This window comes from Pseudohaliea sp., assembly GCF_054552115.1.
In genome coordinates this window covers 13,999-27,066 of sequence record NZ_JBTOLW010000013.1, presented here as the reverse complement: position 1 = coordinate 27,066, position 13,068 = coordinate 13,999, and the positions used below count along the sequence as shown (strand labels likewise).

The 13,068-nt window shown below is 70.4% G+C and carries 12 protein-coding genes; 7 read left to right on the top strand and 5 right to left on the bottom strand.

All coding sequences use genetic code 11. From position 1 onward, the window contains the following. The first annotated feature begins 50 nt into the window (after positions 1-50). Positions 51-842, top strand: a complete 792-nt coding sequence (gene djlA, locus ACX93N_RS08280; protein ID WP_459427937.1) for a co-chaperone DjlA — start codon at positions 51-53, stop codon at positions 840-842. 16 nt (positions 843-858) lie between these two features. On the opposite strand, the gene ACX93N_RS08275 is transcribed toward djlA, so the two are convergent. From ACX93N_RS08275 to def, 5 genes are all read right to left on the bottom strand, one after another. Further along, positions 859-2,307: a TrkH family potassium uptake protein gene (locus ACX93N_RS08275; RefSeq protein ID WP_459427936.1), complete on the bottom strand. Its 1,449-nt coding sequence runs from the start codon at positions 2,305-2,307 to the stop codon at positions 859-861. Between the two features lie 15 nt (positions 2,308-2,322). Then, positions 2,323-3,699 (bottom strand): Trk system potassium transporter TrkA, encoded by a 1,377-nt coding sequence (gene trkA / locus ACX93N_RS08270; RefSeq protein ID WP_459427935.1) that lies wholly within the window; start codon positions 3,697-3,699, stop codon positions 2,323-2,325. A 78-nt stretch (positions 3,700-3,777) separates the two neighbouring features. Then, a complete protein-coding gene (gene rsmB / locus ACX93N_RS08265; RefSeq protein ID WP_459427934.1) occupies positions 3,778-5,079 on the bottom strand; it encodes a 16S rRNA (cytosine(967)-C(5))-methyltransferase RsmB in 1,302 nt (433 codons plus the stop codon). After that, a complete protein-coding gene (gene fmt, locus ACX93N_RS08260) occupies positions 5,079-6,026 on the bottom strand; it encodes a methionyl-tRNA formyltransferase (protein WP_459427933.1) in 948 nt (315 codons plus the stop codon). Before fmt ends, rsmB begins: the two co-directional genes overlap by 1 nt. A 4-nt stretch (positions 6,027-6,030) precedes the next feature. Continuing rightward, positions 6,031-6,537 carry a peptide deformylase gene (gene def, locus ACX93N_RS08255; protein ID WP_459427932.1) on the bottom strand — a complete coding sequence of 169 codons (507 nt, stop codon included), beginning with the start codon at positions 6,535-6,537 and terminating at the stop codon, positions 6,031-6,033. Between the two features lie 233 nt (positions 6,538-6,770). On the opposite strand from def, the gene ACX93N_RS08250 reads away from it, so the two are divergent. The 6 genes from ACX93N_RS08250 (at position 6,771) to ACX93N_RS08225 (ending at position 13,044) form a co-directional block, all read left to right on the top strand. Continuing rightward, entirely contained in the window at positions 6,771-7,832 is a 1,062-nt protein-coding gene (locus ACX93N_RS08250) for a LysM peptidoglycan-binding domain-containing protein (RefSeq protein ID WP_459427931.1), read from the top strand. A gap of 82 nt (positions 7,833-7,914) precedes the next feature. Continuing rightward, positions 7,915-9,039 (top strand): DNA-processing protein DprA, encoded by a 1,125-nt coding sequence (gene dprA / locus ACX93N_RS08245; protein WP_459427930.1) that lies wholly within the window; start codon positions 7,915-7,917, stop codon positions 9,037-9,039. A gap of 100 nt (positions 9,040-9,139) precedes the next feature. After that, on the top strand, positions 9,140-10,069 hold the full coding sequence (hemF, locus tag ACX93N_RS08240) for an oxygen-dependent coproporphyrinogen oxidase (RefSeq protein WP_459427929.1): 930 nt from the start codon (positions 9,140-9,142) through the stop codon (positions 10,067-10,069). A 32-nt stretch (positions 10,070-10,101) separates the two neighbouring features. Beyond that, the gene (aroE, locus tag ACX93N_RS08235) at positions 10,102-10,941 is read left to right on the top strand and encodes a shikimate dehydrogenase (RefSeq protein ID WP_459427928.1); all 840 of its coding nucleotides are present in this window, start codon (positions 10,102-10,104) and stop codon (positions 10,939-10,941) included. A gap of 174 nt (positions 10,942-11,115) precedes the next feature. Next, a complete protein-coding gene (ubiU, locus tag ACX93N_RS08230; protein ID WP_459427927.1) occupies positions 11,116-12,111 on the top strand; it encodes a ubiquinone anaerobic biosynthesis protein UbiU in 996 nt (331 codons plus the stop codon). Positions 12,112-12,153: 42 nt separating this feature from the next. After that, complete coding sequence (locus ACX93N_RS08225; RefSeq protein WP_459427926.1) at positions 12,154-13,044, top strand: U32 family peptidase; 891 nt, start codon at positions 12,154-12,156, stop codon at positions 13,042-13,044. Positions 13,045-13,068 lie beyond the last annotated feature (24 nt).

Genomic DNA, 13,068 nt, shown 5'->3' with positions numbered 1-13,068 from the left:
GGGCATTTTCCGCTGCCCGGAGAAGCCTCCCCCCGCAAGCGGAGACGCGCATGTTCTACGGCAAACTCGTCGCCGGCCTTCTCGGGCTCCTCGTCGCCGGCCCCCTGGGCCTCCTGGTCGGCCTGCTGCTCGGCCACGCCTTCGATCGCGGCCTCGCGGGTCAGTTCGCGCTGGGCGGCCGCGAGGGTATCGCCCGCATCCAGCGCAGCTTCTTCGAAACCTGTTTCCTGCTTCTCGGCTATATCGCCAAGGCGGACGGTCGCGTTTCCCAGGCCGAGATCGACCACACGGAGGCGCTCTTCCGCCAGCTGCGCCTGAATGCCGGGCAGCGCAAGGAGGCCATCGGCCTGTTCAAGCAGGGCTCGGCGCCGGGCTTCGACCCCGCCCCGGTGGTGGCCCGCTTCCTCGAGGCCTGCCGCGGCCAGCGCCTGGTGAAGCAGACGCTGCTGTTCTTCCTGGTGTCGCTGGCGCTGGCGGATCAGCAGCTCGACGCGGCGGAGCGGCGGGTCCTCGGCGAGGTGGCCGGACTCCTCGGCTACACGGAGGCGCAGCTCGACCAGATCCTCGGCATGACCCGGGCGCAGGAGCATTTCCACGGTGCCGGCGGTGCCGCCGTGCAGCCCGGCACCTCCCTCGATGATGCCTACGCGGCCCTGGGCGTTAGCCCGGACGTGGACGACCGCGAACTGAAACGGGCCTACCGCAAGCTCATGAGCGAGCACCACCCGGACAAGCTCATCGCCCGCGGCGTGCCGGAAGACATGCTGAAGGTGGCCACGGAGCGGGCGCAGGAAATCCAGGTCGCCTACGACATGATCCGCAAGGCCCGGGACCGGGCGTGAGGATCGGCGGCGCCGGCTACTGGCGCCAGAACATCGGCGTGAACAGCACCAGCAGCGTGAACACCTCCAGGCGGCCGAGCAGCATCGATAGGCAGAGTACGGCCTTGGCGAAGTCGCCGATGCCGGCGTAGTTGGCGCTCACGGCACCCAGCCCGGGGCCGAGGTTGTTCAGGGTGGCGCCCATGGCCGAGAAGGCCGTGAGGAAGTCTAGCCCGGTGGCCATGAGCACCAGCATCAGTACGATGAACACGAAGGTGTAGACGGCGAAGAAGCTCCACACCGCGCTGACCACCGTGGCCTCCACCCGGCGGTTGCCCACCTTCAGGGGGATCACCGCGTGCGGGTGTATCAGCTGCTTGAGCTCGCGAATGCCCTGCTTGTAAATCAGCATGAGGCGCATGGCCTTGATGCCGCCGCCGGTCGAGCCGACACAGCCGCCCATGAAGGAGAACATCAGCAGCATCATGGGCAGGAAGCCGGGCCACGCCGCGAAATCCTGGGTGGCGAAGCCGGTTGTGGTGGTGATCGAGACCGCCTGGAAAAGGCCGTGGACGATGCCGTCCTCGACGTCGAGAGTGCCCGAGGCGATGAGATAGGCGATGGTCGCGGTGGTGCAAACGAGCATGGCGCTGCCGAAGAAGCGGGTTTCCGAGTCCTGCCGGTAGTGGGCCAGGCTGCGCCGCTTGAAGGCGCTGTAGTGCATGCCGAAGTTGATCGCCGATACCAGCATGAACAGCGTGCAGATGAGGTAGATGGTGTTGCTGTTGAAGTAGCCCATGCTGGCGTCGTGGGTGCTGAAGCCGCCGATGGCCACGGTCGAGAAGGCGTGGCAGACGGCGTCGAAAGGCGTCATGCCTGCGGCGAAATAGGCCAGGCCGCAGGTCGCGGTCAGGGCCACGTAGATGATGAACAGCGCCTTCGCCGTCTCGGCGATGCGCGGTGTCAGCTTGCTGTCCTTGCTCGGCCCCGGCGTTTCCGCGCGGTAGAGCTGCATGCCGCCGATACCGAGCATGGGCAGGACCGCCACGGCCACCACGATGATGCCGATGCCGCCGAGCCACTGCAGCAGTTGCCGGTAGAGCAGCAGGGACCGGGGCAGGTCGTCCAGGCCAACGAGCACCGTCGCGCCGGTGGTGGTGAGCCCGGAGATAGACTCGAAGGCGGCGTCCACGGGCCCCACACCGAGGGATTCGGTCAGGGCGAAGGGCAGGGCCCCGAACAGGCCGAGAACGGTCCAGAACAGGGCCGTGACGAGGAAGCCGTCGCGGATGCGCAGTTCCCGCTCTGCGCCGCGCATGGTCAGCCAGAGCAGCAGGCCCGCGGTCAGGGTGATGGAGAAGGCCGCGAGGAAGCCGGGCACCGTTTCGTCCTCGGCCACCACCGCCACGACCAGCGGGACCAGCATGGCGCTGGAAAAGAGCGTCAGCAGCAGGCCGAGGATGCGCAGGGAAATGGCGAGCTGCATGGGCCGGGCCTGCTCCTAGGAGAAGAAGCCGAGACCGACGGCGAAGAGTTTCTCCACCGCCGGGATCCGCGTCTTGTCCACGACGAAGAGGATCACGTGGTCCCCGGTTTCGACCACCACGTGGCGGTGGGCGATGAGTACCTCGTCGCCGCGGACGATGGCGCCGATCGTTACGCCCTCCGGCAGCGCGATGTCCTCGAGCTTGCGGCCCACGACCCGCGAGGCATAGGCATCGCCGAGGGCGGTGAGTTCCAGCGCCTCCGCGGCGCCGCGGCGCAGGGCGTGGATATTGCTCACCTCGCCCTTGCGGACATGGGCGAGGAGGCTCGAGATGGTGATTTCCTGCGGCGAGATGGCGATGTCGATCTCGTCGCCCACGAGCTCCGCATAGGCCTTGTTGGTGATCAGCGTGATCACCTTCTTGGCGCCGAGACGCTTGGCCAGCATCGACATCATGATGTTGGATTCGTCGTTGTTGGTCAGCGCGCAGAAAACGTCCACGGCGTCGATGCTTTCTTCCTTGAGCAGCTGTGGCTGCGAGGCGCTGCCGTCGATCACGAGGGTATGCTTGAGGCGTTCGGACAGCGCGCGACAGCGGGGGTAGCTGTTCTCGATGAGCTTGACCGAGTAGTCGTTCTCGATGCCGGCGGCGAGACGTTCGCCGATGTTGCCGCCACCGGCGATCATGACCCGGCGGTAGGGTTTGTCCACCCGCCGCAGCTCGGACATGACCTTGCGGATATGCTGCCGGGCCGCGATAAAGAAGACCTCGTCATCCGCTTCCACGACGGTATCGCCCTCGGGAATGATGGCCCGGTCCTGGCGGAAGATCGCGGCCACCCGCGTATCCACCTTCGGCATATGCTTGCGGATGGCGGCGAGTTCCTGGCCGACGATGGGACCGCCGTGCACCGCGCGCACGGCCACCAGCTGTACCCGGCCGCCGGCGAAGTCCATGACCTGCAGCGCCCCCGGGTTGATGATGAGCTGCCGGATGCTGTCGGTGATCAGCTGCTCGGGGCCGATGATCACGTCGATGGGAATGTGCTCGCGGTTGAAGAGCGTTTCCTGGCGTTCGAGGTAGGCCGTGGCCCGGACCCGCGAGATCGTTCTCGGGGTGCGGTGCAGCGTATGGGCAACCTGGCAGGCGACCATGTTGATCTCGTCACTGTTGGTCACCGCGATAAGCATTTCGGCGTCGGCGATGCCGGCGCCTTCCAGCGTGGTGGGGCTCGACGCGTGGCCGATGACGATGCCGATGTCGAGCCGGTCCTGCAGGGCGCGGAGCTTGTCGCCATTGGTGTCGACGACGGTGATATCGTTCTTCTCGTCGGCCAGGTGCTCGGCAAGGGTGCCACCGACCTGGCCTGCCCCGAGGATGATGATTTTCATGCCGCGCTGACCGCCCCGCTGAGGTGATCGAACCTTAAAGAATTCCCGCGGCCATTGTAAGCCTTCACCCTCACGCCTTCACGGCGACCGGTCCGCTCTCGCCAGCAGGGAATAATAGAGGCCGTCGCAGCCGCCCGCCCGGGGCAGCAGCTGGTAGCCGTGCGCGGTGCGCCGGGCCCCGGCGACCTCGGGAGTGCACTCGCGGGCATCCCCGCGGGTGGCGAGGAAGGGCCCGACGACCCCGTCGTTCTCGGCGCCGAGCAGGGAGCAGGTCGCATAGAGCAGCCGCCCCCCGGGGGCGAGGCGCGACCAGCAGCCGTCCAGGATCGCGCGCTGCCGCGCGGCGAGCTGCCCGGCATCGGCCTCCCGGCGCAGGACCTTGATATCCGGATGCCGGCGCACTACGCCAGTACCGCTGCACGGCGCGTCCACGAGGATGCGGTCGAAGGGCGCTGCGCCCTCGAGCAGCGCCGGGTCCGCGGCATCGCCGATGATGAGCTCCGCGTTCTGGCCGAGGCGATCGATGTTCTCCCGAACCCGCTGGAGGCGCCCGGCATCGACGTCCACCGCCGTGAGCCTGCAGCCGGGCGCGATCTCGAGCAGGTGGCAGGCCTTGCCGCCGGGAGCGGCACAGGCGTCGAGGACGCGCTCGCCGTCCCGGGGGGCGAGCAGCGGTGCCGCGAGCTGGGCCGCCTCGTCCTGCACGCTGAAAACACCCTCGGCGAAGCCCGGCAGCGCCTCGACCGGGCCGGGCCGGGCCAGCGTCAGCGCATCCGGCGACAGCGCACCGGCCGCGGCCTCGATCCCGGCTGCGGCCAGCGCGGCCAGGGCCGCCTCGCGGTCCCCGCGCTGCCGGTTGACGCGCAGGGTGAGTGGCGGCTGGCTGTTGTTGGCGGCGAGGATACTGTCCAGGGCGTCGGGCCATTCCGCTGCCAGCGCGTCGTAGAGCCAGGCGGGGTGCGCCGCCCGGGCCGCCGGTGCGAGCGCGGCTTCGAGGGCGGCCTGTTCGCGCCGGTAGCGCCGCAGCACGGCATTCAGGAGCCCCCGAGCCCAGGGCTTGCCGAGCTCGGCCGTGGCGCCGACGGTTTCCGCCACCGCCGCGTGGTCGGGGATGCGCGTGTCATCGAGCTGGTACAGGCCGAGCAGCAGCAGTGCGTGAACGTCCCTGTCCTTGCGCCGCAGGGGCCGGTCCAGGAGCTGGCCGGCGAGGGCCTCCAGCCGCGGCGCGAGGCGCAGCGTGCCATAGCAGAGCTGGGCGACCAGGGGCCGGTCGCGTTCGGCGACGCGCTCCCGGGCACCGGCGAGGAGGGAGTCGAGGGAGCGGCCTGCCAGGACCCCGGCGATGACGCCGGCGGCGGCGGCGCGCGGTGCCAGGGTCATCAGGCCGGGGCGTTGCCGAAGCGGGTGCCGGGGGCGAGGCGGTCGGCCCGGGCGCGCAGCAGCTCGGCCACCGGCAGGCGGCGCCCGCCGGGAAACTGCAGTTCCGTCAGGCGCAGGCAGCCCTCGCCGCAGGCGACGAGCAGACCGCGGTCGTCACTGGCCAGGATGGTACCCGGCGCGCCGGCCCCACCGGCGGCCGTGACCGCGTGCCAGACCTTCACCCGCTCGTCGCCCAGGGTGGTGAAGCAGACCGGAAAGGGGTTGAAGGCGCGGATGCGCCGGGCCAGCGTTGCGGCGGGCAGGGACCAGTCCAGGGCCGCCTCGGCCTTGTCGATCTTGGCCGCGTAGCTGGCGCCTGTATCGTCCTGGGTCGACGCCGCGGCCTGCCGTGCCGGCAGCTCAGCGAGCACGGACAGGAGCAGTGGCGGGCCGAGCGTCGCCAGGCGGTCGTGCAGGTCGGCGGCGGTGGTGCTCTCGTCGATGGGGCAGGCCGCGGTAGCGAGCATGGCCCCGGTGTCCAGGCCCGCATCCATCTGCATGATGGTCACGCCGGATTCCGCGTCGCCGGCCTCGATGGCGCGCTGGATCGGCGCGGCGCCACGCCAGCGCGGCAGCAGCGAGGCGTGGACGTTGAGGCAGCCGAAGGCCGGGATCGCCAGCACGGCCGCGGGCAGGATCAGGCCGTAGGCGACCACGACCAGCACGTCCGCGCCGTAGCCGGCGAGGGTCTCCTGGAACGCGGCGTCACGCAGCGTCTGTGGCTGCAGGACCGGTACACCGGCCGCGCTCGCGCTTTCCTTGACCGGGCTCGCGGTGAGGCGCTTGCCGCGCCCGGCCGGCCGGTCCGGCTGGGTGAGCACGGCCAGCACCTCGTGTTCCGGCGCGGCGAGGAGGGCGTCGAGATGAACGCGCGCGAACTCGGGTGTGCCCGCGAAGAGGAGCTTCACCGGCTCAGGCGCGCACGCGCTGTGCTTTTTCCAGCTTCCGGCGGATACGCTGGCGCTTCAGGGGAGAGATGTAGTCGACAAACAGCTTGCCGTCGAGATGGTCCACCTCGTGCTGCAGGCAGATCGCTGCCAGCCCCTCGAGTTCCTCCGTGAAGGCCTCGCCGTCGCGGCCGAGTGCGCTGACGCGGATGCGCTGCGGCCGGTTCACCGTTTCGTAGAAGCCGGGCACGGAGAGGCAGCCCTCGTCGTATTCGCCCAGCTGCGGGTCGAGGATCTCGAACTCGGGGTTGATATAGACCCGGGGCTGGTCGCGCTCCGGTGAGGTATCCATGACCAGCAGGCGCTGGTGGACGTTGACCTGGGTCGCGGCGAGGCCGATCCCGCCGGCGTCGTACATGGTCTCGAAGAGGTCGTCGACCAGGGACCGGAGGGTGTCGTCCACGGACTCCACGGGCGCGGCGCGGGTGCGCAACCGCGGGTCCGGGAAAGAGAGAATGTCCATGATTGCCATCGGCAGCGCCCCTTCCTGTGTTCTCGGCGGTGTTTTGTCTTCGGCGGGGCCGGCGTGAATAGTCCCGCGGGGACTTGTCAGTTGCCAGCCGCCACAGCAAACTCCCAGTATACAGGTCTGTCTTGCGCCCGGCGACGCCGGTTGCAACGCAGGCGTCGGGGGAAGCGGCCGCCCTGGAGGCGCCACGACCAGCAGCACAACCAGCACCACAATAAAGCGGGCGGTAGGTAGCCATGAGCAACTCGAGAGCACCCGGTAGCAGTTCCGTCACGGGGGCGGCGCGCGCCCTCTTCCTCGCCGTTGCCCTGGGCCTCGCGGCCCCGCTGGCCGCCGCCCTGGAGCTGGCCGAGGGGGCGCCGGAGACCTACATCGTCAGGAAGGGCGACACGCTCTGGGGTATCGCCGGCATGTACCTCGAAAAGCCCTGGCTCTGGCCGGAGCTCTGGGACGTCAACCCGCAGGTCGACAACCCGCACCTGATTTTCCCGGGCGACGAGCTCTACCTGAGCTGGGTCAACGGCAGGCCGCGGCTCGGCGTGCGCCGGGGCCGGGGCGTGAAGCTCACGCCGGACATGCGCGTCTCGCCCCGGGACCTCGCGATCCCGGTGATTCCCCTGGACCAGATCGGCGCCTTCCTGCGCCGGCACCGTATCCTCGGCGCGGAGGAACTGGACAACGCCGCTTACGTGGTCGCCGCCTCGGAGGAACGGCTCATCAGCGCCGCCGGCGATACCGTTTACGGCCGGGGCTACTTTCCCGACGGCGAGCGCAGCTACGGGATCTACCGGGCCGGGGACATCTACCGGGATCCGCTCACGCTGGAAATCCTCGGCTACCAGGGCAAGGACATCGGCGATGCCCAGCTGCTGTCCAGCAACCGCGACGAGGTCACCACGCTGGAGGTGACCCGGGTCACCGAGGAGGTGCGCATTACCGACCGGCTGCTGCCCCTGGAGGAGCGGGTCCTCGACGCCACCTTCCAGCCCCGGGCACCGGGCGTGGAACTCGAGGATGCCTTCATGATCGCCGTGGACGGCGGCGTCAGCCAGATCGGCACCACGGATATCGTGGTTCTGAACAAGGGTGCCCGGGACGGGCTGGAGCGCGGACACGTGCTCGCCATCTACCAGGCGGGCTCCATGACCTTCGACGAGGTCGCGCGCAACAACGTCCGCCTGCCGGATACGCGCGCGGGCCTGGCCATGGTCTTCGAGGTCGCCGAGAAGGCGAGCTATGCCCTCGTGCTCAAGGCGAGCCGGGTGCTGAAAGTGATGGACAAAGTCAAGAATCCCTAGGCTACACTGCTGATTCAGCATTCCGGCGCCACAGGGAGGTGGCGCGCGCGGCGCTGCGGCGCCGCCCGGCCAGGGAAGACACATGCCCGGGGACAGCCTCGCCCATTGCCTGCTGCTCGAGTTCTGCGACGGCCTGTCGGCCGCCGCCGCGCGCGCGCTCCTGGCAGCCTTTCCCGATAGCGACACCTGTCTTGCCGCCGGCCCGCGCGCCTGGCGGGCCGCCGGTCTCCCGCCCGCGGCCTGCAGCGCCCTGGCCGCCCGCCGGCGCCGGGGTCCCGGCCGTGAGGAGCGTGCTGCGCTTGAGCGCTCGCGCCGTGTCGGCGCCAGCGCCCTCCCCTTTGGCAACGCGGGCTATCCCGCCCTCCTCCGCGCCATCAGCGACCCGCCGCCCTGGCTGTACCTGCGCGGTGACCCGGCCTTGCTCGCGGGGCCGCAGCTGGCCGTTGTCGGCAGTCGGCGGGCCAGCGCCCTGGGCCGCCGGGCGACCCGGGAGCTCGCCGGCGACCTGGCGCAGGCGGGGCTGACGGTAACCAGCGGCCTGGCTCTCGGCATCGACGGCTGTGCCCACCGCGGGGCCCTCGACGCCGGTGGTGACACGGTCGCGGTCATGGCCACGGGTATCGACCAGGTCTACCCGCGGCGGCACCGGGACCTCGCCGCGGCCATCGTCGAGCGCGGCTGCCTGGTCACCGAGCTGCCCCCCGGCGCCGGGCCCCGCCGCTCGCACTTTCCCCGGCGTAACCGGCTGATCAGCGGGCTCTCGCTCGGTACCCTGGTGATCGAGGCGGCGCTGCCCAGCGGTACCCTGCTCACCGCCAGCGCGGCCGCCGCACAGGGCCGGGACGTCTTCGCCGTGCCCTGGTCGCGCTTTCATCCCGGGGGCCGCGGCTGCCTGCAGCTGCTGCGCGATGGCGCCGGGCTGGTGGAAAGCGCCGCGGACGTGCTCCTGGCTCTCGGCTGGCCGGGCCTCCTGCCGCCGGGCCTTCTCAAGACCGGCGGAGCCGCGGAAAGCGCCGCGGCACCCGGCGCTGCCCTGTCGGCACCCGCGCGTCGCCTTCTCGGCGCTCTCGATGCCGGCGAGCGCGCGCCGGACCGCCCGGCCCTGGACCTGGGGGAAAGTGTGGAGTGGGTACTGACTGCCGCGGGAGAGCTTGAGCTCGCAGGCCTTGCCGACCGCGGCGCCGGCGGCTACCGGCGCCTGCGCTGAGTTCGCCTTGCCTGCCCCCCAGCGCCTGCTAGAATCCGTGCTCGCCGGCAGCTCGCGCCGGCCCCCGCCCGGGCCGCGCCCCGCCAGAAGGACCGCTACCATGACCGATAGCCTGCCCGACACCCTGCCGCTGGACACCGTCAAGGCGTACCTGCTCGGCCTGCAGGACCGTATCTGCGACGAGCTCGCCGAGGAGGATGGCCGCGAGGGTTTCATCGTCGACAGCTGGGAGCGCTCCGGGGGCGGCGGCGGCCGCAGCCGCGTCCTCGCCGGCGGCGCCGTGTTCGAGAAGGCCGGGGTCAACTTCTCGCACGTCTTAGGCGAGGGGCTGCCGCCCTCGGCGACCGCCGCCCGCCCCGAGCTGGCCGGCCGCAGCTACCAGGCCATGGGCGTGTCCCTCGTCATCCACCCGGAGAACCCGTATATCCCGACCTCGCACGCCAACGTGCGCCTGTTCGTGGCGGAGAAGCCCGGCGAGGCGCCGGTGTGGTGGTTCGGCGGCGGCTACGATCTCACGCCCTACTACGGTTTCGAGGAAGACTGCGTGCACTGGCACCGCACGGCCCGCGATGCCTGCGCCCCCTTCGGCGAGAACGTCTACCCGCGCTTCAAGCGCTGGTGTGACGAATACTTCTACCTGAAGCACCGCAGGGAGCCGCGGGGCGTCGGCGGCCTGTTCTACGATGACCTCAACGACTGGGACTTCGATACCTGCTTCGCCTTCATGCGCGCGGTCGGCGACTCCTATCTGCCGGCGTACCGGCCGATCGTGCAGCGCCGGCGGGATACCCCCTGGGGCGAGCGCGAGCGCCAGTTCCAGCTCTACCGCCGCGGGCGCTACGTGGAGTTCAATCTCGTCTTCGACCGCGGCACGCTCTTCGGCCTGCAGTCCGACGGGCGCACGGAGGCGATACTCATGTCCCTGCCGCCGCTGGTGCGCTGGGAATACGACTACCACCCGGAGCCCGGCACGCCGGAGGCGGCGCTGACCAGCGAGTTCCTGACCGGCCGCGACTGGCTGGCCCCGTGACGGAACCCATGACGGACCGGGAGGACAGCCCCGTGAGCAGCGCCCGCAAATTCGCCGTCTACGGCAACCCCATAAAGCACAGCAAGTCGCCGATCATCCACAGTGCCTTTGCAGCCCAGTTCGGCCATCGTATCGAGTACCGGGCCGTGCGCGTGGAGCTCGGTGATTTCGAGCGGTCGGCCCGCGCCTTCTTTGAGCGCGGTGGTGCCGGCCTCAACGTTACCGTGCCCTTCAAGCCGGAAGCGGCGGCCTTCGCCGACCGGCTGTCGGACCGCGCCCGCCGGGCCGGTGCGGCGAATACGCTGCACCCGGCGCCGGACGGTGCCATCCTCGGCGACAACACCGACGGCCTCGGCCTCGTGCGCGACATGATCGTGAACCTGGGCTGGGCGGTGCAGGGCGCGCGGGTGCTGGTGCTCGGGGCCGGCGGTGCCGCCCGCGGCGTGCTGGAGCCACTGCTCCTCGAAGGCCCGCACAGCCTGTTCATCGCCAACCGGACGGCGGCCAAGGCCGAAGAGCTTGCAGGGATTTTCGGTGACCTGGGCGATGTTGCCGGGGGCGGCCTCGATGTCCTCGAAGGCCGCGCTTTCGACCTCGTCATCAATGCCACGAGTGCCGGCCTGTCCGGTGAGGTGCCCCCGCTGCCTGCGGGCATCCTCACCGAGCGCAGCTGCTGCTATGACATGGTCTACGGCGCCGAGCCCACGGCGTTCATGCGCTGGGCGGCGCAACATGCGGCCTGGGCTGTATCCGACGGCCTCGGCATGCTGGTGGAGCAGGCCGCCGAGTCCTACTACCGCTGGCACCAGGCCCGGCCGGAGACCGGCGCCGTGATCCGCCAGGTGCGCGAGGTCCTCGCGGCGGCCGCCTAGCGGGCGGGGCTTTTCCGCCGGGGCGGCGAGCGCGCGCCGGCCCCTCCTCCCCCCGGGTTCACTAGCCGCGGGCCCGTTTCCCGGACAATACCTTCCTGTACATGGGCCGCCCCGTCCACGGGTCGCCCTGTACGCACGCCACGCTGGCGCGTCCCGGAACCTGGAGGAATCGCGGTGAAACTCGTCTGTCCCGCGGGCAACCTGCCCATGCTCAAGGCGGCCGTCGCCGCCGGCGCCGACGCGGTCTACCTGGGTTTTCGCGACGACACGAATGCCCGTCACTTCGCCGGTCTCAATTTCAATGATGGCAGCGCGCGCAAGGCCGTGGCCCATGCGCACGGGCGCGGCTGCGAGGTTTATGTCGCCATCAACACCTACCCGCAGCCCGCCGGCTGGCGCCGCTGGCAGCGCGCGGTGGACATGGCGGCGGATCTCGGCGTGGACGCGCTGATCCTCGCCGATCCCGGGGTCCTTGCTTACGCGGCACGCAGGCACCCCGGGGTGCGCCGGCACCTGTCCGTACAGGGTTCGGCCACCAACAGCGAGGCGCTGCGTTTCTATGCCGAGGCCTTCGGGGTCGAGCGTGCGGTGCTGCCCCGGGTGCTGTCGATGGCACAGGTCGAGCGGCTCTGCCAGGACAGCCCCATGGAGCTGGAGGTGTTCGGCTTCGGCAGCCTCTGTGTCATGGTCGAGGGGCGCTGTCTGCTCTCGGCCTGGACCACCGGCGAGTCCCCGAATACGGAAGGCGCCTGCAGCCCGGCGCAGGCCGTGCGCTGGGTGGAGAGCGACGCCGGCACGGAAGTGCGTCTGAACGACATCCTCATCGATCGCTTCGGCCCCGGCGAAAACGCCGGCTACCCGGTCGTCTGCAAGGGCCGCTTCACGGTGAACGGCGCGACCTACCACGCGCTCGAGGAGCCGACGAGCCTCAACACCCTCGAACTGCTGCCCGCACTCGCCCGGGCGGGGGTCGCGGCTGTGAAGATCGAGGGCCGCCAGCGCAGCGTGGCCTATGTCGACAAGGTCGTCCGGGTCTGGCGTGAGGCGCTCGATGCCTGCCGCCGGGCCCCGGCGGCCTACACGCCGCGCCGGGAATGGATGGCCACGCTGGCCAGCCTCTCCGAGGGGGCGCAGACCACCCTCGGCGCCTACGACCGCCCCTGGCAATAGACTGGCAGTAGACCGGCCACAGACCGGCAACAGGAGCCCGCCATGCGTCTTTCCCTCGGCCCTCTCCTCTACCAGTGGTCCCGCGATGCCATCGAGGCCTTTTACGTGGAGCGCGCAGCGGACCCCCTGGACACCGTGTACCTCGGCGAGACCGTCTGCGCCAGGCGGCGCAGCCTCGCTGCCGATGACTGGCTCGCCCTGGGCCGGGAACTCGCCGCCACCGGCAAGCAGGTGGTGATCTCTACCCTGGCGCTGGTGCAGGCGGGCTCTGAGCTGTCGACGGTGCGGCGGCTCTGTCGGAATGGCGAATTCATGGTGGAGGCGAACGACATGGGCGCGGTGCGCCTGCTCGCTGAGGCCGGCCTGCCGTTCGTTGGCGGCGCCAGCCTTAACCTCTACAACGTGGCCGCGCTGCGGCTCCTGCGCGACCGCGGCATGGTGCGCTGGGTGCCGCCGCTGGAGCTGTCCCGGGAGGGGCTCGGCGACCTCCTCGGGGAGGCCCGCCGCGCCGGCATCATGCTGGAAACCGAGCTGTTCGCCTTCGGCCGGGTGCCGCTGGCCTGTTCGGCACGCTGCTTCACGGCCCGGCACGTGGGCCGGCCCAAGGATCGCTGCGACATCGTCTGCGAGGACTATCCGGAGGGGCTGCCCATGGCGAGCCAGGAGGGCGAGCCGCTGTTCACGCTGAATGGCGTGCAGACGCAATCCGGTGCGGTGCAGCACCTGCTGGGTCACGGTGCCGACCTCGCCACGCTCGGCGTGGATATGCTGCGCCTTTCCCCGCAGCCCGGCCACATGGGCGAGATCATCGGCCGCTACCGCGCCATGCTCGATGGTACCTGCGAGGAAACGGCCGTCGACCGCTGGGTGAGCGCGCCGGTGTGTGACGGCTTCTTTCGCGGTGTGCGGGCCATGACGGCCGCGGTGGACTAGCAGCCCGCTTCCGGTCCTCCGGCC